The 22,130-nt window shown below is 51.9% G+C and carries 21 protein-coding genes; 10 read left to right on the top strand and 11 right to left on the bottom strand.

The genetic code is table 11. The features are described 5' to 3' along the window. Positions 1-16 precede the first annotated feature (16 nt). On the top strand, positions 17-727 hold the full coding sequence (locus tag JIN82_RS06155) for an SIMPL domain-containing protein (RefSeq protein WP_200310758.1): 711 nt from the start codon (positions 17-19) through the stop codon (positions 725-727). A 72-nt stretch (positions 728-799) separates the two neighbouring features. Further along, the gene (locus JIN82_RS06150) at positions 800-1,051 is read left to right on the top strand and encodes a hypothetical protein (RefSeq protein ID WP_200310757.1); all 252 of its coding nucleotides are present in this window, start codon (positions 800-802) and stop codon (positions 1,049-1,051) included. 862 nt (positions 1,052-1,913) lie between these two features. Here the strand turns inward: JIN82_RS06150 and JIN82_RS06145 are convergent. Next, complete coding sequence (locus JIN82_RS06145; protein ID WP_200310756.1) at positions 1,914-3,818, bottom strand: ABC-F family ATP-binding cassette domain-containing protein; 1,905 nt, start codon at positions 3,816-3,818, stop codon at positions 1,914-1,916. 201 nt (positions 3,819-4,019) lie between these two features. Here JIN82_RS06145 and rpsM point away from each other — a divergent pair, with 201 nt between their 5' ends. From rpsM to JIN82_RS06120, 5 genes are all read left to right on the top strand, one after another. Then, on the top strand, positions 4,020-4,394 hold the full coding sequence (rpsM, locus tag JIN82_RS06140; RefSeq protein ID WP_200310755.1) for a 30S ribosomal protein S13: 375 nt from the start codon (positions 4,020-4,022) through the stop codon (positions 4,392-4,394). A gap of 18 nt (positions 4,395-4,412) precedes the next feature. Beyond that, a complete protein-coding gene (rpsK, locus tag JIN82_RS17155; RefSeq protein ID WP_200310754.1) occupies positions 4,413-4,973 on the top strand; it encodes a 30S ribosomal protein S11 in 561 nt (186 codons plus the stop codon). Between the two features lie 32 nt (positions 4,974-5,005). Beyond that, positions 5,006-5,617: a 30S ribosomal protein S4 gene (gene rpsD, locus JIN82_RS06130; RefSeq protein ID WP_200310753.1), complete on the top strand. Its 612-nt coding sequence runs from the start codon at positions 5,006-5,008 to the stop codon at positions 5,615-5,617. Positions 5,618-5,851: 234 nt separating this feature from the next. After that, on the top strand, positions 5,852-7,021 hold the full coding sequence (locus JIN82_RS06125; protein ID WP_200310752.1) for a 3-dehydroquinate synthase: 1,170 nt from the start codon (positions 5,852-5,854) through the stop codon (positions 7,019-7,021). A gap of 23 nt (positions 7,022-7,044) precedes the next feature. Continuing rightward, entirely contained in the window at positions 7,045-8,403 is a 1,359-nt protein-coding gene (locus JIN82_RS06120) for an alkaline phosphatase family protein (RefSeq protein ID WP_200310751.1), read from the top strand. Positions 8,404-8,523: 120 nt separating this feature from the next. Here the strand turns inward: JIN82_RS06120 and JIN82_RS06115 are convergent, their stop codons facing one another. The 4 genes from JIN82_RS06115 to JIN82_RS06100 form a co-directional block, all read right to left on the bottom strand. Beyond that, complete coding sequence (locus JIN82_RS06115) at positions 8,524-9,633, bottom strand: PEP-CTERM sorting domain-containing protein (protein WP_200310750.1); 1,110 nt, start codon at positions 9,631-9,633, stop codon at positions 8,524-8,526. Positions 9,634-9,902: 269 nt separating this feature from the next. Beyond that, entirely contained in the window at positions 9,903-10,544 is a 642-nt protein-coding gene (gene coaBC, locus JIN82_RS06110; RefSeq protein ID WP_200310749.1) for a bifunctional phosphopantothenoylcysteine decarboxylase/phosphopantothenate--cysteine ligase CoaBC, read from the bottom strand. A gap of 151 nt (positions 10,545-10,695) precedes the next feature. Continuing rightward, positions 10,696-11,985 (bottom strand): histidinol dehydrogenase, encoded by a 1,290-nt coding sequence (hisD, locus tag JIN82_RS06105; protein WP_200310748.1) that lies wholly within the window; start codon positions 11,983-11,985, stop codon positions 10,696-10,698. A 157-nt stretch (positions 11,986-12,142) separates the two neighbouring features. Continuing rightward, on the bottom strand, positions 12,143-13,102 hold the full coding sequence (locus JIN82_RS06100) for a glycosyltransferase (protein WP_200310747.1): 960 nt from the start codon (positions 13,100-13,102) through the stop codon (positions 12,143-12,145). Positions 13,103-13,434: 332 nt separating this feature from the next. Between JIN82_RS06100 and JIN82_RS06095 the strand changes: the two genes are divergently transcribed. Together JIN82_RS06095 and JIN82_RS06090 are read left to right on the top strand one after the other, a co-directional pair. After that, positions 13,435-14,358: an NHL repeat-containing protein gene (locus tag JIN82_RS06095; RefSeq protein WP_200310746.1), complete on the top strand. Its 924-nt coding sequence runs from the start codon at positions 13,435-13,437 to the stop codon at positions 14,356-14,358. A 1-nt stretch (position 14,359) separates the two neighbouring features. Further along, positions 14,360-17,461: an HzsA-related protein gene (locus JIN82_RS06090; RefSeq protein ID WP_200310745.1), complete on the top strand. Its 3,102-nt coding sequence runs from the start codon at positions 14,360-14,362 to the stop codon at positions 17,459-17,461. Between the two features lie 154 nt (positions 17,462-17,615). On the opposite strand, the gene JIN82_RS06085 is transcribed toward JIN82_RS06090, so the two are convergent. The 5 genes from JIN82_RS06085 to rplU all read right to left on the bottom strand — a co-directional run bounded on the left by JIN82_RS06085 (position 17,616) and on the right by rplU (position 20,902). Beyond that, on the bottom strand, positions 17,616-17,843 hold the full coding sequence (locus tag JIN82_RS06085; RefSeq protein ID WP_200310744.1) for a S1 domain-containing protein: 228 nt from the start codon (positions 17,841-17,843) through the stop codon (positions 17,616-17,618). Positions 17,844-17,964: 121 nt separating this feature from the next. Then, on the bottom strand, positions 17,965-19,065 hold the full coding sequence (locus JIN82_RS06080; RefSeq protein WP_200310743.1) for an acyl-CoA reductase: 1,101 nt from the start codon (positions 19,063-19,065) through the stop codon (positions 17,965-17,967). A 19-nt stretch (positions 19,066-19,084) separates the two neighbouring features. Further along, positions 19,085-20,164 (bottom strand): LuxE/PaaK family acyltransferase, encoded by a 1,080-nt coding sequence (locus JIN82_RS06075; protein WP_200310742.1) that lies wholly within the window; start codon positions 20,162-20,164, stop codon positions 19,085-19,087. Positions 20,165-20,311: 147 nt separating this feature from the next. Further along, positions 20,312-20,566, bottom strand: a complete 255-nt coding sequence (gene rpmA / locus JIN82_RS06070) for a 50S ribosomal protein L27 (RefSeq protein ID WP_200310741.1) — start codon at positions 20,564-20,566, stop codon at positions 20,312-20,314. Positions 20,567-20,590: 24 nt separating this feature from the next. After that, positions 20,591-20,902 carry a 50S ribosomal protein L21 gene (gene rplU / locus JIN82_RS06065; protein WP_200310801.1) on the bottom strand — a complete coding sequence of 104 codons (312 nt, stop codon included), beginning with the start codon at positions 20,900-20,902 and terminating at the stop codon, positions 20,591-20,593. 198 nt (positions 20,903-21,100) lie between these two features. Between rplU and tsaE the strand changes: the two genes are divergently transcribed. Further along, the gene (gene tsaE, locus JIN82_RS06060) at positions 21,101-21,532 is read left to right on the top strand and encodes a tRNA (adenosine(37)-N6)-threonylcarbamoyltransferase complex ATPase subunit type 1 TsaE (protein WP_200310740.1); all 432 of its coding nucleotides are present in this window, start codon (positions 21,101-21,103) and stop codon (positions 21,530-21,532) included. Here tsaE and JIN82_RS06055 read toward each other — a convergent pair. Beyond that, positions 21,480-21,926 carry a hypothetical protein gene (locus JIN82_RS06055; RefSeq protein WP_200310739.1) on the bottom strand — a complete coding sequence of 149 codons (447 nt, stop codon included), beginning with the start codon at positions 21,924-21,926 and terminating at the stop codon, positions 21,480-21,482. The genes tsaE and JIN82_RS06055 overlap by 53 nt on opposite strands. Between the last annotated feature and the right edge of the window lie 204 nt (positions 21,927-22,130).

Genomic DNA, 22,130 nt, shown 5'->3' with positions numbered 1-22,130 from the left:
TTGCTAGATCTAGGAGATGAAATTCACCACTAGTTTATTGACCACCGTTTTTGCTATCAGTTCTCTATCAGCCTCAGAGCTGGAAGTTCCACATATCACCGTGACTGGTATGGCTGAGGAAAGGGTGGCTCCAGATGAAATGAGCTGGAGGCTGCGGGTGGAAAGCAAGGGAGAAAAGGTGGCTGAAACCGCAGAAGTTCACGACAAAAAGGTGGCGAAGGTTTTGGCCTTTCTCAAGCAACAGGGCGGTGATGAAAAGAAGATTAGTACCTCGTCTATCAGTCTTGAGGAAGAAAGGGAGCGCCAAGATTGCAAATACGTGCACCTCGGCTATAAGGCGCAGACGGACATCAGATATGTGAGCCAGGATTTACAAAAATACCGTGAGCTGTGGATTGGGCTATCGCAGCTGGATGGGCTGAGCGTGCGCTCGGTTGAGCTCCAGCTGGCGGATCCGATTCCCCATCAGGAAAGCACTAGGCTAAAGGCGCTAGCTGCGGCGAAAAAGAAAGCGGCAAGCATGGCTGAGGTATTGGATTCGAAAATTGGCAAGCCGCTGATTATTAAAGATAGACCGGTTAATGATGGTTTTTATGGTGTCAGGATTACGAGGAATTCTATAGATTCTGTTTTAGACGGAGCATCCTCAGCTGGATCGCTAGCTGCGGGCACGGTATCTATCAGCTCAACCGTAGAGGTGACCTTTGCGCTGACGTCAGCGGAGTGATATTGAGGGGGTATTAGTAGGGCTGGTTCTTTGTAGTTGGCTGGTTCTTTGTAGTTGGCTGGTTCTTTGTAGTTGGCTGGTGGTTTGCAGTTGGCTGGTGGTTTGCAGTTGGCTGGCGGTTTGCAGTTGGCTGGCGGTTTGCAGTTGGCTGGCGGTTTGCAGTTGGCTGGTGTTTTGCAGTTGGCTGGCGGTTTGCAGTTGGCTGGTGGTTTGCAGTTGGCTGGTGTTTTGCAGTTGGCTGGTGTTTTGCAGTTGGCTGGTGTTTTGCAGTTGGCTGGTGTTTTGCAGTTGGCTGGTGTTTTGCAGTTGGCTGGTGTTTTGTAGTTGGCTGGAGGTTTGCAGTTGGTTGGAGGTTTGCAGTTGGTTGGAGGTTTGCAGTTGGTTGGAGGTTTGCAGTTGGTTGGAGGTTTGCAGTTGGGCTGAAAGCCCTCAAGATCAGAGCCCATGGCTTTAGCCATGGGGGGGAGGTGTTTGAGTATGCGCGCTGAAAGTGCGCTAGAAGGGGTGTTAAGGCGGAGAGGAGGATCTTTGTAAGGAGGCGCCATTTTTGACCAGATGAATGGGAGGTGGTGGTCGCCTTTTCTGGCGCACTTTCAGCGCGCGGGTTTTAGGTTTGGCTTGGCCCCAGGGTTAAAACCCTGGGCTTTGATCTTATGGGCTTTCAGCCCAGCGGAGGAGGTGACCGGCTTTCAGCTAGAATATAATCCTGCTAGCTTTAATTTCGGACAGAGAATGATGTTGTGGCTTTTCAGCTGGGGGGATGTCGCCGGTCTTCGGCTAGAACATGGTCCTGCTAGATTTAATTTCGCACAGAGAATGATGTTGTAGATTTTCAGCCGGGGGGAATGTCGCCGGTCTTCAGCCAGAACATGGTCCAGTTGGCTTTAATTTCGGACAGAGAATGGTGTTGTAGATTTTCAGCCGGGGGGAATGTCGCCGATCTTCAGCTAGAAAATGGTCCTGCTGGCTGAGATTTCAGCTTGAAGGATATTCTTGTGGAAATTCAGGGAAGAGAATGACCTGATGATTTTTAATCACATTCCGGTGGGAGCATTTGTGTATTTTATCCCTAGCTAAGCCAGCTATGCGGGAGGTGATTTCATCATCGATGTGCTACAAGTTGCCCCCAAAAAAAGCTGGCAACTCCGCGGGGGAATTGCCAGCTGGTGAGATCTAGCTGAGGGGATTATTTGGCCGCTTCGAAGGCGGCTTTGATGGCCTCGAGTTCTTCCCAACGGGCGTAGAGTTCGGGCACTTTATTTTTGGCGTCTTCGAGTTCTTTTTGCAGTTGTTGCCAGTTGTCGCCGTGTTTTTCGTAGAAGTCAGGGGCGTTGAATGCCTCTTCTAGCTGGCTGACATTTTCCTCTGCTTCCATGATGATTTCTTCGATGCCCTCGAGCTCGCGTTCCTCGTTCCAGCTGAGCTTGCGTGGTCGCTCGGTGGATTTTTTCGGTGCGGCTTTTGGTTTCTCGGTGAGCTTGGCGTAGCTGGCGGCAGTGGCTTCGCGCTGGGCTTTCTTTTCTAGATAATAGTCGTAGTTGCCGACGTTGTAGCTGACCACACCGTCGCCTTCAAACGCGAGGATGTTGGAGCATACGCGGTTGAGGAAATAACGATCGTGGCTGACGGTGATGACGGTGCCGGTGAAGCCGTCGAGCGCTTCTTCTAGCAGGCGCAGGGTGGATAGATCCAAGTCGTTGGTAGGCTCATCGAGTACAATCACATTGCCACCGCGGCGGAGGATTTTGGCTAGCAGAACGCGTGATCGTTCGCCACCGCTGAGCAGCTCGATTTTGGTATTGATGCGTTCCTCGGTGAAGAGGAAGCGGCGTAAGTAAGCGCGCAGGCCGATGGTTTCTTCGCCGAGGCGGACATTTTCCTGACCTTCACCCACTTCTTCCCAGACGGATTTTTGATCGTCGAGCATGAGGCGCCCTTGGTCGATGAAGTTGATCTCGGTTTTGTTGCCAATTTCTACCGTTCCGTGTGTTGGTTCAATTTGCCCGAGGATGATCTTGAGCAGGGTGGATTTGCCCATGCCGTTGCGGCCGACGATGCCGAGTTTTTCACCTGGCTCGACCTTGAGGTTGACGTCGGCAAAGAGTAACTCGCCATTGTAGCCGTGGGCCACGTCGGTGACTTCAATGACTTTTTTGCCCAGCTTAGGTGGTGTCGGGATGATGAGCTCGACGTTCATTTCCTGCTCAGGAGCCTCTTGGTCTTTGATTTCAAAGTAGCGGTCGAGACGGTCGCGCGACTTGGTGCCACGTGCTTTTGGACGGCGGCGCACCCAGTCGAGTTCCTTTTGTAGGAAGCGCTGGCGTTTGTGCTCGGTATTGGCCTCGTTGGCGGCGCGCTCGGCGCGGGTGATCATGTAGTCGGTGTAGTTGCCTTGGTAGGAAAGACACTGACCGCGGGCGATCTCAACGATGCGGGTGGTGACACGATCGAGGAAGTAGCGGTCGTGGGTAACAAACAGGCAGGTGCCGGTGTAGCGGCCGAGGAATTTTTCCAGCCACTCGATAGATTCGGTATCAAGGTGGTTGGTAGGCTCGTCGAGAATAAGGAAGTCTGGCTGGCCGATGAGCGCGCGGCAGAGTGCGACACGGCGCTTCTCGCCACCTGAGAGGGTGCTGACGATGCGATCTTGGGCTGGCGCATGCAAGTTGGTGATCAGGCTCTGGGCGCGGTGGTCGAGCTCCCAGCCGCCATGAGCGGTGATCTCGTCGAGCAGCTCAGCGGACTGAGCGCTGTCAGCTGGAGTTTCTTCGTATTTCTCAATGAGGTCGAGAATGTGGCGCGCGCCATTGAGCACGTTGTCGAGCACGTTGAGTTCTTCTTCTAGCTCGAAGTTCTGCGGCAGGTAGCCGGTGATCAATCCGCGTTTGCGAGTGAAGGTGCCGGAATCTGGTTTGAGTTCGTCGGCGGCAATTTTTAGGAATGTGGATTTTCCACATCCATTTCTGCCGACCAGACCGATGCGTTCACCGTGATGAATGGCAACCGTGGCGCCGTCGAGCACGACGTGTGAGCTATAGCGCAGGCTAAGTTCGCTGGCGCTGGCAATGGCTTCGAGTGATTTCTCTGACATGTGTGATGGCTGTGTAACTGAATGAGAACAATGCGATCAAGTGCCAAATAAAACTTGCGTAAACTCAAAGTGAGGGAATTTTTTTTATGAAAAAATCACAATTCTGGCTTGCCAGATAGCGGGAGTCTGCTAAATGAAGCGCCCCGCAATACACCCAACTGGTTGGAGTGTATCGGAGTATCTCGTAAAATTATAGGTATCATGGCACGTATTTTCGGTATAGAAATCCCGAACGAGAAGCGCATCGAAGCTTCTCTTCCTTACATCTATGGCGTAGGCCGTTCAACGGCTAAGCGCATTCTTGAGCAAGCTGGTGTGGATGCAGACATCCGTACTGGTGAGCTTTCTGAAGAGCAATTGGTGAAGATCGCACAAGTGATCACTTCTGAGGGCATCATCATTGAAGGTGATCTCCGTCGTGAGAAGCAGACCTTCATGAAACGCCTTCAGCAAATTAACTGTAACCGCGGAATGCGCCACCGTCGTGGACTTCCAGTCCGCGGTCAGCGCACTCGCACAAACGCTCGTACTCGTAAGGGTAAGAAGAGAACTCAAGGCGTAGTAGCTAAGAAGTAATCATTAACTTTTCTCATCATGTCTGAAGAAGAAATCAACAAAACAGAAGAAGCTGCCCCGGCAGTAGAAGAGACTCCTGTTGCTGCTGAAGCTCCTGCCACTGAGGCGCCAGCTGAACAAGCCGCCCCACAGGAAGCCGCCCCAAAGAAAGAAGAACGCAAAGACATCTTTGCTGAAATCGCTGGTGGCGAAGAGGAAAAAGTTAAGGTTTACAAAGCCAAAGGTAATAAGAACGTCCGCACAGGTATCGTTCATATTCAATCTACTTTCAACAATACTCTCGTTAGCGTTACTGACGCCCTTGGCAATGCCATCGGTTGGTCTAGCTCCGGTAAAATGGGCTTTAGAGGTTCTCGTAAGAGCACTGCATACGCTGGCCAAATCGTCGCACAAGACGCATGCCGTCAGGCAATGGGTCACGGTTTGAAAGAAGCAGCTGTTCGCGTTAAGGGACCTGGTTCCGGTCGTGAGTCTGCTGTTCGTGCCGTACAAGGTCTTGGTATCGAAATCACATCTATCCAAGATGTGACAGCGATTCCTCACAACGGCTGCCGTCCTAAGAAAGCGCGTCGCGTCTAATCCTAATCGAAACTATTTAACTAACTTTACTTATGGCACGTTATACAGGCCCTAAAGACAGAATCAACCGTCGCTTTGGTGTGGCATTGTTTGGCCCATCAAAGGCGCTTGAGCGTCGTAACTTCCCTCCTGGTCAGCACGGTGTTCGCGCTGGTCGTCGCAAGAAGTCCGATTACTCAGTAGCACTTGGTGAGAAGCAGAAGCTTCGTTTCCAGTACGGTGTTCTTGAAAAGCAGTTCCGTCTCTACTTTGCTGAAGCACAGCGCCGTCGCGGTATTACCGGTGACGTACTTCTTCAGCTTCTCGAGCTTCGTCTCGACAACGTTTGCTACCGTCTCGGAATCGGCAATACACGTTCAGCAGCACGTCAGATCGTAAACCATGGCCACGTCCAGGTTAACGGTCAGAAAGTGGACATCCCATCTTACCACTGTAAGCCAGGTGATGTGATCACTGTACGCGAGAAGGCATCTTCTCAGCAGCTCGGACTTCGTTTCCTCGACCTGACTCAAGCAGTTCCACTTAAGGACTGGTTGACTCTGGACCGCGCAACCATGAAAGGCCACATCGCTCGCATGCCTGAGCCTGAGGACATGGATGCACAGGTGAACGTGCAGCTCGTTGTTGAGCTTTACTCACGTTAATCGCTCTGCGATATCTAAGTTTACGGGAGCAGCGAATCGTTTTATTACGGTTCGCTGTTTTTTTCGTAAGCCAGAAAACCTCTCAATCACTCCGCAATGGCTCATCGCCAGTTGCGGATTTTTGCTTTAGTGACTCGATGATTGCGCGCGATCATGGGATATACTATAAGCAACGAAGTTCGCAATTAATCCTCATAGAGGAAGACTTGAGCACACTATTACGAAAACTGATTTATGAATTCGGGAAAAGATTTTGAGATTCGGCTGAACTTAAAACACCGGGTGCGATTTACGCGCGACGCATTTGCCGGCAGTAATCGCTTGCTCGATGGATTGCTGGAAACCAATGGTAATGCGAAGATCTTGGTTTTTCTCGACCGTGCGGTAGCGGCTGCTTTTCCCGAGTTGGAAAGCCAGATCCACGATCGCTGTAAGCGTCTGCAAGGGTTCCGTTTCACTGAAACCGTCCTGATTGACGGCGGCGAAGGGTGTAAGCGCGATGCCAATACATTACAGCTGGCGTGGGATAAAATGGAGAATGCTGGCATCGACCGCCATTCCTACGTCTTTTGCATCGGCGGCGGCGCGCTGCTGGATGTGATTGGTTTTGCTGCGGCTACTTGCCATCGCGGTCTGCGATTGGTCAGGTTTCCCACCACCACATTGTCGCAAGACGATAGCGGGGTAGGGGTGAAAAATGGTATCAATGCCTATGGCAAAAAGAATTTCTTAGGGGCATTTAGTGTTCCTTATGCGGTGGTGAATGATTTTGCCTTCCTCTTTTCCCAGCCAGAACACGATTTTCGCGCTGGTTTGGTGGAAGCTGTGAAGGTGGCTCTGGTGAAAGATGGCGATTTTTTCGACTGGCTGGAAGATAATGCACAGCTGCTGGCGAAGCTAAAACCGCACGCGGTGGAAGAAGCGGTTGAGCGATCTGCCATGTTGCATGCAGCACATATTGCTTATGGTGGCGATCCATTCGAAAACGGCAATAGCCGACCACTCGATTATGGCCACTGGGCGGCTCACAAACTGGAGCAAATGACAGAATTTGCCCTCACACATGCTGATGCCGTGAGCATTGGCGTGGCATTAGACACATTATATTCATGGAAATGCGGCTGGCTGGATAAAAAATCGGCCATGCGCGTGCTCGATGTGCTGAAAAACTTACGTTTACCTCGCTGGCATGACGGTCTGGATGAGAAATTAGCCGACGGAACACGAAAATTGTACGCAGGTCTTAATGAATTTCGCGAACATTTGGGTGGTGAGCTGACCGTGTTGCTGCTGCAAGAAGTCGGTCGTGGAGGCGACGCACATGCGATGGATCACGAGTTGCTGGATGAATGCATCGATTACCTACGATTGCTGGAACTTGGCGAGCTCGAGCTGGAGAAATAATTGCTCATAGATACAACCGAATTATGCAGCGCTTAGCCGTTCTCAATGTGGTCGGATTGACCCGCAGCCTGATTGGAAATCATACCCCAAATATCCAGGCATTTGCCGACGCTGGTCAGCTATCGTCATTCAAACCTGCCTTTCCTGCGGTTACTTGCACCGCGCAGTCGACTTACCTTACCGGCTTGAGCCCAGCTGAGCACGGCATTGTTGCCAATGGTTGGTACGATCGCGTCGATGCGGAACACAAATTTTGGAAGCAAAGCAACCATCTGGTACGTGGTGAAAAACTCTGGGAAAGCCTGCGCGCTGACCACCCAGACTTCACCTGCGCGAAGATGTTCTGGTGGTACAACATGTATTCTAGTGCTGACTGGAGTGTGACGCCGCGGCCAATGTATCCAGCTGACGGGCGCAAATTTTTTGACGTTTACACCCAGCCAATGGACATGCGCGAGCAGGTCAAAGCGGACTTGGGTGAGTTTCCATTTCCTACTTTCTGGGGGCCAAAGGCGGACATCCCGAGCTCGCAGTGGATTGCCAAATCAGCCATGTGGGTGGAGGAAAAACACCAGCCAAGTTTGAATCTCGTTTACCTGCCGCATCTCGATTATTGCCTGCAGAAATTTGGCCCCGGCGCCGCAGAAATCCCAGCTGAGCTGGAGCAGATTGACCACGTGGTTGGCGAGCTGATTGATTTCTATCAAGCGCGCGACATCAAGGTGGTCATCCTCTCTGAGTACGGGATTTCCAAGGTCGACCAGCCAGTTTATCTGAACCGTCTGTTCCGCGAAAAAGGCTGGATCACCATCAAAAATGAACTTGGTCGCGAGCTCATGGACTGCGGAGCCAGCAAGGTATTTGCCATTGCTGACCACCAAGTGGCGCACATTTACCTCAATGATGAAAGTCTGCGCGATGAAGTTATTCAGCTGCTAGAATCGACAGCTGGTGTGGAAGAAGTGCGCAGCCAGCAAGATGCTTTTGGCGGCGACTCGCGAGCTGGTGATTTGATAGCTGTGGCTGAGGGCAATGCTTGGTTTGCCTACTACTACTGGCTGGATGACGCGGTGGCTCCAGATTTTGCCCGCTGCATCGATATTCACCGCAAACCTGGCTATGATCCAGTTGAGTTATTCATCGACCCAGAGCTGAAATTTCCGCTGGGGAAAATTGCCAAGTTCTTGATCAAAAAGAAACTTGGTTTCCGTGGGTTGCTAGATGTGATCCCGCTGGATGCCACTTTAGTGAAAGGGTCGCACGGCCGCGATAATGTCGATGCCGACGAACAACCTGTGTACATCAGCCAATCAGCTGGCGTGAATGTGCAGTCAGCCGAGCAGGTATTTGAATGCCTGAAAGCTGAGATCTTGGCCAGCTGATTGGCTGGCGAGCTAGCCGGATGACCCAGCGGAATTTGTGGCGTTTCCAGCTGGGTAAAAAAATACTCTGAGCCGGAAATTTCCAGCTCAGAGTTTACTATGAATTATCCTACTGTGTGATTAGGCGCGGGTATTTCTACGGCGCATGATCATGGCCACACCTGCTAGACCAAGCAGTGCTGCTGAGCTTGGTTCTGGGATTTCAATCACTTTGAGTTCACCTGTAGTAGGGTCAAATTCCCACCCCCAGTTTTCATTGATGCTGGCGAGGTAGCCACCATCGTTGATGCTGTCGAAATCACCTGATGAGTTCGCTACATCGAAGAGTTTGAAGGTGTCACCCAGCTCAAGGTCAGTGCCTGCGATATCTTCGTTGATTTTGAGCAGCAGTTCACCGCCGTAAACAAGGGTGAATGATGCGTCATCTGTGCCGATGAATTGGTCACTATCAAGCGTATCGCCAATCTTAGTGAGGTCGAATTCATTCACGCCAGCTAGCTGGAAGGTATAACGACCTGCATTACCTGGACCTGTATTTTTGTTATCAACATACATGCGGCCAACGCCTGAGCCATCAGCATTCGCGCCGATATTGAGTGACATGGTGATCACGGTATTGGAGCCAGTTCCACCGTCTAGCTCGATGTTGCCATTGCCGCGCAGAGCGCTTAATGAGTCAGAAGCGAGCGTGCTGCTGATTTTCAATGTGCCGCCGTTGAGACCAAGCGCTGCGCCGTTGAATTTAGCCGATTGAGCGATTCTCAGGATGCCACCAGCTGCCACAGTCAGGTTGCTATTGCTAGCGAGCATGGTGTTATTGTTTAGGTGGACTTCAGCTCCTGAGATGGTGCCGCTGCCGCCTAGCTGGGTTCCTATACCGTTAAAGGCGATTTTATCACCTAGATTGCTTGTTAGTTCACCGTTTACCGTGAAAGTCGCGCCGTTACTTCCGGTAAATGCATGGACCTGCTTGGTGTCGCCTATCTTATCGAAATGTAAGTTGTTGACGGTCACATCTTGGCTGAAGCTGAGCCTAGTTGTTGCTCCTGCTGAATTAGTGATGGTCGCGTCGGAGTTATCTGACCAACCTGCTGAGTTGCCGTCGTTGAGCCAACTAGCATCGTGCCAGTCGATAGAATTTCCGTCGGATAAGTCCAGCGAGAGGTTCGCTGCACTTGCGCCGATGATACTGGCGCCGTATAGCATTGATAACAATGTGGTTTTTTTCATAACCGCGGCAGTATTATCGGTGAGTGACAGGAGTCAAAATTGTCCTGTGTGACAGATGTTTGTGTGAGCTTTCGAGTCGTCAGATGGTCGCTATGAAAATCGACAAAATTAACGATTTAGTTGCCCGTCACGTGACTGCGCTTGTTATATTTAGCTAACAGCGAACGGGTTGCGTGTTAGTCTAATGAGTCATTTAGATAGGGGGTATCAGGATGAAAAGTTAGCAATCAGGCGTTTGATGTGCGCTGGGGAAATTGCACGCTAACAGATTACTTGGTGGCCAGCTGGATGGCTTTTTCCAAAATGACGTGAGCGAGGTGCTCTTTGCTGGCTTTGGCGAGTGGTTCTTCGCCTTGCTCGCTGACGAGCACGATTTCGTTGTCATCTGCATGGAAGCCGATATCAGCTCTACTTACATCATTAGCGACGATGAGGTCGCAGTTTTTCCGCTGAAGTTTGTTGCGAGCGTTTGTGATAAGCTTCTCAGTTTCAGCGGCAAAACCTATCAATGTGCCGGTGAAGTTCATCTGCTGGCGAGCTGATCCAAGGATGTCGCGAGTTTTTACCAGCTGGAGGGTGAGAGTGTCTTGATCTGCAGATTTTTTGATTTTCTGCTCGGCGACTTGGGCCATTTTATAATCAGCCACTGCAGCTGCCATGATAGCAATGTCAGCTTTTTTGATCCAGTTGGCGACCGCCTCATACATATCGTCGGCGCTCTCCACGGGGATGAAGTCGACACCGTCTGGCACATCCAGCTGGGTTGGGCCACTGACCAAAATCACTCGGTGGCCCATGGTGGCTGCTGCTTCCGCCAGCGCGTATCCCATTTTCCCCGACGAGCGGTTGGTGAGGTAGCGCACTGGATCAATGGCTTCGACGGTTGGCCCTGCGGTGATGAGAATGGTCATGGTGGGAAAGGTAGTTTTTCAGCTATTAGTGTGCCGTTTTCAGAAAACAGCAAGCGCGTCAGGGAGGGGGGAGGAGTGAGAGTTTAGCTAATTTAGAGTTTTAGCTAAATAGAACTCAACCTTCACCCTCACTCTGCAGACGAAAAGTCTGTTAAGCGTCGGCGCGCAGACGCACGGACTGGCCGTGGGCGTCGAGCCCTTCTACGCGAGCAAATGTCTCGACGTGATCGACGGATTTTTTCACTGCAGCTTGGTCCATTCTGACGATGGATGTGCGGCGCTGGAATTGGTCGGCGCGGATGCCGGAGAATGATTTGCCTGATCCGCCAGTTGGCAGTGTGTGTGATGGTCCAGCGAGGAAATCGCCGACAGCCACAGCAGCCATGTTGCCAACGTAGATGGCACCAGCAGTTTTCACTTTTTCCAGCCAGCTATCTTCATTTTCTACAATGAGAGAAAGGTGCTCTGGCGCGAATGCGTTGCAGATTTCCATGGCTTCATCGAGGTCCTTGGCCTGTAGGCAGAAGGTGCTGTTATCGAGCACGGTTTGCATGTAGTTGGCGCGGCTGAGTGATTTCAGCTGGTCTTGAATGGCGGCATCTACTTTGGCAATCAAGGTATCAGAAGTAGTGACAAATCCAACGATGCTGTCGCCGCCGTGTTCGGCTTGCGCAAGCATGTCAGCGGCGATGAACTCAGGCACGGCTGAGTCGTCAGCAATGATGAGCACTTCACTAGGTCCAGGCAGAAGGTCGATAGAAACCGCGCCAACGAGCTGGCGCTTGGCTTCCACCACAAAGCTGTTGCCTGGGCCGAAGATTTTTTCCACTGGGCGCACCGTTTGGGTTCCCAGAGCTAGCGCGGCAATCGCCTGCGCGCCGCCCACTTTGATGATCTCGGTAGCGCCAGATTGCTGCAGCGCATAGAGCAGTGCTGGGTTGACTTTACCGTCGGCGCCAGCTGGTGTGGCGGCGATGATTTCTTTCACGCCAGCTGCTTGAGCAAAGGCGGCTGTCATCAGCGCGGAGGAAACCAGTGGTGCTTTACCGCCTGGAACGTAGGCGGCAATGCGGTCGTATGGCGTGAATCGTTCGCCAAAGGTCACTCCTTGAGCATTCTCGGCGCTCCAGTTTTGTCTAAAACTGCGGCGGGAAAAATCGTGGATGTTCTGGCGTGATGCTTCAATCGCGGCTTTGACATCGTCATCGACGCTGGCGGCGGCTTCAGCCAGCTCGTCAGCGGAGACAAAAAGTGATTCATCAGTCAGGTGCAGGTGGTCGAACTTTTTCGTATACTCGTAGACGGCTTGGTTGCCGTTTTCCTTAACGTTAGCAATGATATCGCTGACGAGATCTTCGACGCCTTTTTCCGGGATGGCACGGCGGTCTAGAGTCGCCACAAATGACGTATATTCTGAGTCCTTATATGAAAGCACCTTCATGGTGCTTTGCTCATATCATACCCCGCCCAATCTGCAAGCCTTTGAAGAGTGTGTGGTGAATAGAGAGCTGTGAATTCTGGGACGATGAAAGACTCTATTTGGTCTTCACCATTCTGCGTCTGGCTGGAATTTTCATGCACTATTTTGCATTCTAAAATTACTCATCAAACCCTTCGCGCTCCATGACGATGTAGATGGGCCTGCCTTTGACCTCGGTGAATATGCGCGCGAGGTATTCGCCGATGACGCCAAGGCTGAGCAAGATGAGCCCAGACATGATGCAGGTGACGACCATGAGTGAGGCGTAACCGGGCACATCAACTCCCCACATCATGGTTTTGAAGACCATCCAGCCACCAAATGCGAAGGCGATTAGGGCGATGGTAGCACCAATGTAGGACCAGACTTTGAGAGGGAATGAGGTGAAGGAGATGAAGCCTTCCATCGCCAGCTGGAAGAGTTTGCGATAGTTCCATTTGGTGGTGCCAGCGGCGCGCTCAGGGCGGGTGTAATCGAGCGTATACTCGCGGAATCCGAGCGAGGCGAATAGCCCTTTCATGAAACGCGATCTTTCTGGGTAGCTATTGAGCACGTCCAGCGCTTTGCGGTCGATAAGGCGGAAATCTCCGACGTTTTGTGGCAGCTCGATTTCGGAGAACTTGCCCATGATTTTGTAGAAATTGCCAGACGTCCAGCGTTTGGAACGCGAGTCGCTGGAGCGGTCGATACGGCGGGCGAGCACGACGTGGTAGCCTTGCTGCCATTTTTCAAACATCTGGGGGATGAGCTCGGGTGGGTCTTGCAGATCGCAGTCAATAGGGATGGTGGCGCGGCCAGCTGAGTGGTCGAGGCCCGCGGTGAGGGCGATTTCTTTGCCAAAGTTGCGCGATAGGTCGATGAGCTTGATGCGCGGGTTTTGTTTGGCGTGCGCTTGCAGTTTTTCCCAGGTGCTATCGATGCTGCCGTCATTCACGCAGACGATTTCGTAGTCATCAGTGGCGAGCTCCAGCTGTGGGATGATGGTGTCAAAAAAGACTCCGACGACATCTTGTTCGTTGAACATCGGTACGACAATGCTCAGCTGGCAGCTGACCTTGGTTTGAAATCGAGTATGCATGTGGGTGAAGCGGTGGGTGAGCTGCACTATGTGGCGCTTGAGCTGGCGTGCAAAGCGTATTGTGTGGCCTGTGGCGATTTAGGTATAGAGTTTGACGAATTGGGAATATGTGAAAAATGACATGGTACTAGAGGTTCTGGGAGTAGCAGGATGTGCGGGATTTCTGACTTAGTTTGCACATGTGCACGATAGGTTTCATAGTATACCTAATAGCATAGAAGCGAACTACCAAGGGGGCTCAGGTGTCTATGGAGAGGTAATTGTATAATCGATTGACTCGGTGACGCTTTTTCATCAACCAAGCACCCCTTGAGGAGCCATTGCAAATGATCATGAAATCCACAAAATACTGTCTATCTACCGCAATGATTGCGGCATTAGCGTCAAGCATGGCGCTGTCAGCGGCTGATGTGCCGCAACTATTACTGGCTGTTTATAACAAGCGAGAAGCGGTAGTCCGTGAGCCAGACGGTAGCATTTCCCAACGAGTAAAGCTCACCGGCTCATGTCAGGATGCATGGATGCTGGATAATGGTGGTATCGCTGCGTCTGGTGGTGACCTCTGGGTGATGACCGATGCCGATGGTAAGCCGACAACTAGCTACACCGCGCCAGCTCTGGGCAATACCAATAAGGTTGAGCTGCACAACGGCCACTTGATGGATGATGGTTCTGTATGGATTGCTGAAGGGGGCAATAGCCGCTTAGTTCATGTGGGCGTTGATGGAAAAGTGGCCGAGCAGTTTGAATTTAAAGTAGCTGGCAATCATCACGGTCAGTTCCGTAGCTTGCGGAAAACCGACCGCGGCACATTCTGGCTGGTAGCCAAGCAGGAAAATACACTCTACGAGCTAGATAAAGACGGCAAGGTGCTGCGCAAGATCACGCCGCAAACCATGAAACGACAAGGGGTGGAGTGGCGTGCGCTGCATTCCGCAGTCGAGCTGGAAAATGGCAACCTGTTTGTCGGCGGTGGCTACAATAGCTCTTTTTGCGAAATCACCCCAGAGGGCAAAGTTGTCTGGGAGCTGAAGAACTCTGACCTGCCTGACATCAACATGACCTTCTGCGCTGGGGCGGAAATCCAGCCAGACGGAACCATGGTTTTGGCTATTTTTAATAGCTCACATATGGTGATTGCGGTGAACCGCGATAAAGATGTGTTATGGGCTATTGAGGCAGATGACAAATTCGGACGACCAACACACGTGCAAGTTTTGAAAGACGGAAAAGCAAACAACAAATCAATTAGATAAGATGAGAAAATATATAGGAACGGGGATTATTGCTGTTTCCATGCTCAGCATGTCGCTGGCACTGGGAGCTGATGGCGATCTTTATTGTCTCCCAAAAGATGTCACCTTTGATGGGCCAAAGGCGCATGTGACTAGAGGCGAAGATAGCCAGATTACAAGTTGGCCAGGCAATGCGGTGGCTAAGTGGTCATTTGAGGTGCCTGAGAAGATGAAGCGCAATATGCTCATCGAGTACGCAGCTCAGCGCGGAGTACCAGCTGAGCTGTGGGTGAATGGCGAGCGTGTCTTGCATAGACATTTACCAAATGGTGACGATTGGTCAGATTACCGCTTGGTTTCCATGGGGGAGTTGGAGTTGGAGGCAGGCACTCATACGATCGAGCTGAAAACGAGCGCCAAGCATGTGCACGCATTTATCAATTTCAGACAACTTCGCTTCACCAAAGCCGCAGCTCCACCGGAGACCGATATGTTTCCGAAGCTCTACGAAAATAAGGGTAGCTGGGCGGCTTCTATGGCCAACCTGCGCTCTAAGGTGAACTCGGATGAAATCGTGGCTTATCGCACCTATGAAGGTGAACTGCTTGAGTTCTACTTGCATACTGATGATGGCAAGCAAATGTGGGCAGATTACCCACATGAGATGGATTGGTTTCTGCAAGACAACCAAATTCACGGAGAGCTCGGCAGCGGCGTTTATGATGCCCGTAAGGATTTCACAAATTACTTTGATGCAAACCGCTCTGCTGAGCTTGAAGTCAAACTCGTCAAAGAGGTGATCAATGACCTTGGCGACAAAGGCGCTAAGGTAGCTAAGAAACTCGATGCTTTGGTGAAGAGTGGTCAAGGCGCTGGCAGTAGTGAATTGCTCCAGCTGTATGTGGATGCATGTAAGGTGCGCCGCCAAGATCGCATTGCTCCGCTGCTCAACGAGACGCAGCAGATCATTTACGCCACTCACCAAAACTTTGGATCGGTCGCTGGTATCTATACGCAAACTGAAACCGAAGGTTTGCCTGTAGGTGAATCTCAGTTGCGCATCATCGACCTCTCGCCTGAGGGCAATGGCCACTTTGCTAAAGATGAATTATTGTTCGACTCTAAAGGTGGCATCGTGCGCGACCCAGAGCTGTCATTTGATGCCAAAAGGTTGCTATTTGCTTGGCGTAAGACTAATCGATCAATTGGTACGATCGCAGAAAGTGCGCCAGAAACTGGCAACTATTGCATTTACGAAATGGACCTAGCATCGCGTGAGATCCGCGCGCTGACAGATGACGAAAACTACGGTGCTGACATCGAGCCAACTTATCTGCCAAATGGTGACATCATATTCAACTCATCCCGCATTGTGCAGGATGTGACATGTGGCTGGGGTGATTGCTCCAACTTCTTCCTGATGAACAAGGATGGTAAGTACCAGCGCCGTGTCGGTTTTGACCAAACGAATACCACTCAGGCTACCATGCTCAATGATGGACGTGTGGTTTACAACCGCCGTGACTACAACGACCGTGGTCAGACTTACGCTCACTCATTGTTTGCGATGAACCCAGATGGTACCAACCAGACTGAGTTCTACGGGAACCAAACTGCCGAGCCGACTAGCTTTCAGCACACACGCGCCGTACCAGGCAGCCACAAGGTGCTAGGTATTGCTGGTGGTTACCATACCTCTCAGGGTGGTAAGCTGGTGGAAATTGATATCCACAAGGGCCGTCAGAAATATGAAGGTCTGGAGTTCATTGGCTGGGATCACGAGAAGAAACGTCGTGGTGGTGACCACTACGGACGTGAAGGGGATCAGTATTCTTATCCATATCCATTTAGCGAAAATGACTTCCTCATCAGCTACAGCCCACTAGGTGGCTACATGACCACTAAAAGGGGGTTTGTTGATAAGCGTAAGGAGCCAGAGCACATGCGCTACAAGCTCTACTACATGCAGCGCGACGGCACTCGCGAGCTCTTAGCTGCTAACCGCGACTTGTCTGTGCTACAGGCGATTCCTGTGCGCGAGCGTCCAGTTCCAGTATTGAAGCCATCTAAGGTGGATTACAAGAAGGACACAGGTACCATGTACGTGCAGAACGTCTACCACGGGCCAAGTGCTGAAGGCATCGAGCCGGGTAGCATTGATAAAATCCGTGTGATCGAGCTCGACTACAAGCCTGTCACTCTAGGTGGCGCGCTGTGGGGACCTCCTCGCGACGAAATCGGACCTGGTAAAAAGTACTCCAGCTTTGGTGTGCATACCGTGACTCCAGTAGGTGTGGGTTCCGCTACATTTGATGCCAAGCGTATCTTGGGTGAAGTGGACGTGCACGAAGATGGCTCTGCTATGTTTGAAGTGCCAGCTCGTAAGCCAATCTACCTTCAGCTGATTGATAAAAATGGCCACGCCGCGCAGACCATGCGTAGCTGGGCTACTCTGATGCCGGGTGAGAATTTCTCCTGCATCGGTTGTCACGAAGATAAAAAAGATGCGCCACTGCCAAGTGTGAACATGGCAATCAGAAGTGCGCCTCAGCAGATCAAGCCATTCTATGAAACCGACAAGGAAGGATTCAGCTACGCTAAGCTGATCCAGCCAATCTGGGACAAACATTGTATTGAATGTCACGCTCCAGGTAAGGAAGCTAAGGAAATTGATCTGACTCGTACACCTGTGTTCGACCTCGTTGAAGAGCGTGGTGCCAATACCATGAAGCGCGAGCTCTACCAGTCATACCTGACATTGCTCAAAGTGGGCAGACGTCCAGATGGCAAAATGGGTAGCGGTATGCCAAACGAGTGGGTGGATTATTACACCCGTCTAGCTACGGTGGAAGCGACTCCTCCATACTACGCTGGCTCTGCGAATAGCGGCATGATCGAGATGCTGGAAAAAGGCCATCACGATGTGAAGCTCAGCAAGCGCGAGAAAGACCTGATTGCTGCTTGGATCGACCTGAACGTGCCATTTATCGGTGAATACGACGAAAATAACGTTTGGACCGACAAAGAGAAAGCATTCTACGAGCAGCGCATGAAACTGCGTGAGCGCGAAGCTGAGATCGAGAAACGCAATATCATGGAGTTCATCAAAGACGGTCAGCCGTAATTTGATAAAAATAGGGCAGCTGGAAACCAGCTGCCCGATACATGAAAATTATCATTCACCAGCTGCAATGGCCAATGGCCTGACCAGCTGGTGGATTTTTTTTGCCTTGGAAAAGGGGGAACGTGCCGCCTGATCTACTAGCTGGGAAAGAGGATTATTCTCCCGCTTCCACTTTGCCTACAATGCGGCCTTTTTCGAAGTCGAAAGGCGTCATCTCCAGACTCACCTGATCTTCTGGCTGCAGCGAGCTGTGTAGCTCCTCAAGGTAGCTGGGAACGTGGCCAATGATCTTTTTGCCATTAGGCAGAGAGACTTGATAAACGCCATTGTTGTAGCGCTGGATGATGGTGCCCGTGGTCGTGATTGGTGATTCGCTGCTCATAGCTGATGGCTGTATTTAGCAACTGACCCGCGCGATGGAAAGGGTGAATTTTCCCGCCACCTAGCTAGCTACTTAGCTGGCCAACTGACGGGCGTGCGCGGCGGGAATTTCTCCAGCTCAATTACATTGGCAGGTCGATGTCCTGCCAGCTGACGAGTTCAGCAATCGATGCATAGCCGTCGTGGTGCCAGAAGAGTGTTGGGTTTTGCGACTCACCCAGCGCGCACAGCCGGCTGGCTGGTAAATGGCTGAATGACTCGGCGACTTCCGCAGTGAATGGGTGGACAGCCGCAGTCGATAAGTAGCGCAGCTCGGGGCCGAGCTGGCTGAGATCATCGGGCAGAGGTCTGACGTAGATGAAGCGGTTCAGCGGGCTGGCTTTCAGCACAGGTGATTGTTCATAAATCACCGTCCACGAGGTATCATCGGCGCTCTGCCAGATGTCGGCGTCGGGGCAGTTGGCTGCGAGAAATCGATAGGTTTCGCGTGCATTGCTGATCGCTCCAGCTGAGGAAATGTCGATCTCTCCACGTGGGTTTTGGATTTCATATTCTGCCATCACATCGGCCAGTTGGTTGGCAAATTCACGCACGCTGAGCTGATCGCTGGATTTGACGTAAATCGCTTGGCTGGAAAGGCAGCCGTGTTGGTTGTAGCGGCAGATGTCATTCACCGCAAGTTGCGCGAGTTCGCGCAGCGATTTGCCAGCTGGCTCGGCGATGATGCCAATGCTCAGCTTGTGCCCGTGGGTGATGAATTTCTGCCCAGGCTGAATTTTTTTCTGAATCTCCGCCATGCTGGCGTCGGATCCGGTGGCGATCACCGCATCAGCGCGCGCCCACCACGAGTCGGGAATAGTCGGGCTCAGAGTGACTAGTGATTTTAGCTCAGTGGGCAAGGCGTCGACGTAGGCTTCCAACTCCGGCAGGCCGCCTGAGGGAGTTTTGACAAAATTATAGGCCCCCAGGATGAGCCCGTTGAGCAGGCTCTGCATGCCGCCGTGCGGGGTATTGCCGCTGACGATGTGGAGGATATTTCTAGCTGGAATGGCGCGGCTGCGGATGCGCCCGTGCGGGATGAAATGCCCTAGCGCTGAGTGGTTGCCCAGCTCGCCGTCGAGCCAGTGGATGAGGTCGTTGGCGCGGAAGCTGCCGAGGAATTCGCTAAATGGTGCGCTCGCTCTGGCAATCAATCTAGCGCGGTGGTGAAGAGGTGTAGGCATGGTGGTTTCTAGCTGGAAATTATTTGGCGGCTTGCAGTGATTCTTGGGCGCTGCGTGAGCACCCGCGCGGCAATGCGGATGGATCGCGGCCTATTAAGATGAATTGGTTTTCGCCGCAGGAAATGGCGAGGTCTTGGGTGCGGATGGCGCTGACCGAGTGGACATTTGCCAGATCGTAAATCACCAGATATCCCAGCTCACCTTGCGCCACCTCGGCGCCGGTATTTGGGTCGATGACGCGTGTGCGCGTCCATCGTGGACCGCAATGGGCGTTGCCAATGCCTCTGGTATAAAACTGGCTGCTCAGCTCGGTCATGCTGTATTCGTTGACTAGCTGGTCCGGTTGCAGGCCAAGTTTTTCCGCAAACAACGCGTACAGTTCTTCTTTGCTGAGCGAGAACTGGCTGCCTTTGTAACCGCCAGTTTCCAACGCCCAGCTGCCAGCTGGCAGGGTGAATGAGTCGCCAGATTTTTCCATCAGCTGGAATAGGTGTAGAAAGGCGAGCGCCGTGCCCAGCAGGCTTACTGGTTTGTCCGACGCGGCAGCGCGGCGCACGGCATCAACGTCCAGCTGGCCGTCACCGTCGATCAGGTAAATCGAATCGTCAGTGTTGGCTGCATAGCTGCGGCGCAAGCACTCAAACATGTGCACCAGCGACGAATGCGGGCTCAATGAGTGGTTTTTGGTGAAGATCAATGGCTGGCTGATGGCGGGTTGGTCGAGCTCGTGCCACGCGCTCAGAATCGATGATTCGTAAATGTCCAGCGAGGGGAAATAGTGACAACCAAAACTTTCTCCCGTGGTGCCAGAGGTATGGAAAACGTGATTGCAGCTGGTGATATCCACGCTGCTCGGGTTGTGGGCAGCTAGCTTGAAAACATCCGTGGTCACCGCTGGGATGTCGCGCCAGCTGGAAATTTGCTCAGCGGTATCGATGCCCAGCGCGCGGCAGTAATTCTGATACGCCATGTTATGGGCAAATTGGTAATGAAATAGCTCGATGGCTAGCTCGTCAAAGCTGGTCTCGGTGTCACTTTCAGGTGCGCCAATCCAGCGGGTGATTTTGTCTACAATCGCGTCCATTTTAGATGGCTGCATTATAGTGGCGATCACTCACAGCACAAGTGCCGCTTCCAATGGCAATGGGAAATGTCGATAAATCCACCCAGCTGGCGGAAATGAAGGCAAAAAAAATGCTCAGCTGAATGAATCAGCTGAGCATTTGAAATTGTTCTTTTTGGCAACTTACGCGCTAGCGAGTTCGCCAACGTTAACGCGGCGACCACCTTTGTCGAAGTAAACCTGACCTTCTTCGAGAGCGAAGATTGTGTGGTCTTTGCCGATTCCAACGCCTCTGCCTGGGTGCCACTTAGTGCCACGCTGACGGATGATGATGTTACCTGCGATTACTTTTTCACCGCCGAACTTTTTCACGCCAAGACGCTTAGAGCGTGAGTCGCGACCGTTCTTTACGGAACCTTGTCCTTTCTTATGAGCCATAGTAAGTAATGGTTATGAGATTAATTATGCGATGTTGGTGATTTCCAGCTTAGTAAGGGAACGACGATAACCTTTGGTCTTGTGGTAGCCCTGACGACGCTTGAACTTAAAAGCAACGCCTTTTTTGCCGCGGAACTGCTCGACAACTTTGGCGGTGACTTTAGCACCATCGATGAAAGGAGCACCAATAGTGGTGTTCTCTCCGTCATTTACCAAGAGAACCTCGTTAAAGGTAGCCTCTTCACCTGCTTCAACATTGATCTTCTCTACGTCGATCTTGTCGCCTTCTTGTACGCGGTATTGCTTGCCGCCTGTTTTAAAAACTGCGTATGCCATGATTCTATCCCTGGTTGACATGTTTTGTCCGCGGTAGAAGAAGTCTGCCGGCGTGACGGGGCGGGGAATTCACCACAGGGTGGCCTTAGGGGCAAGCATTAATTTCATAAAACCTGCATTTTTCTTTCGGACCATCTCTATGAATGAGTTTTGTTTCTACGGTTGACCAAGCTGGAAACCGTAGGCTAGTGACATTACATGGAAAACGCGAATGTGCAAGTAGTGGCCGGAGCACAGGCTATGATCGACTTAGGGGCGCAGTGGGCCAAGAGCTTCAAAGGCGGCGAAGTGATCGCCCTAGTTGGCGGGCTCGGTATGGGCAAGACGCACCTGTCTAAAGGAATGGCGCGTGGACTGGGCCACGAGGGTGAAGTTACTAGCCCAACCTTTACTTTATTACACGAATACGTCGGCGGACGGCTGCCGATGTTCCATCTCGACCTCTATAGAATGGAATCAGCCGATGAGCTATTGCGCATCGGCTGGGACGAATACCTCGACGAAGGAGGTGTGGTGGTCGTCGAGTGGGCAGATCGATTTGCCGATCTGATGCCACCTGAGACCAATTGGGTGGAAATTACGCCCGACGGCGATGCTGCGCGGCAGGTGAGTGCTCCTTTTGCGGTTTAGATGAGAACACATTATTGCGGCCGTTGCAGTGTGAGCACTTGCAGCTCCCCATAAAGAGGACCTGAACGGCTGCAGGGAGTCGGTAGCTGCCCAGCCAGCGCGCCGCACGTTTGTCGCGGCGGCTTGATGAGGATTTCATGAACGGGCTGCGGCAGTGGCGGCAGAGGATCTTATGAGATTCCGCGCCAGCGACAATCAAGCTGAAGATAATGACGATGGCACAGCAGCCAGCGGCATACAGGTAAACTTGATCGCGCATAAAGTAAGTAAGCGCGAGACAGGTGGCGACGCCGAACATGGCGGCGTAACGCAAGATCAACAGGCTGCTCAAGGTGATGAGTAGCCATGGTGAGGAAAATCGATCCTTTTTTAGGAGTTTAGGATAATGATTCATAATGGGTTAGGTTTATCTTTCTGCTATCTGGCTGGAGGCGAATCTGGCAATGACGGTGATGGGTCACCGGTGAAGTTCATCAGCTAGACTGCCTTCGCGATCGTTTTTGTGACTCGCATCAATGTCGATTGTTGAATTTGGCTTACCAATCTTCAATCGGGCGTGATACGTGTGATGTATTAAGAAGTAGTTCCCTAGGTCAAC

It is taken from the genome of Persicirhabdus sediminis (genome assembly GCF_016595495.1).
Lineage (GTDB): Bacteria > Verrucomicrobiota > Verrucomicrobiia > Verrucomicrobiales > Akkermansiaceae > Persicirhabdus > Persicirhabdus sediminis.
This window is presented reverse-complemented; position numbering and strand designations above follow the sequence as displayed.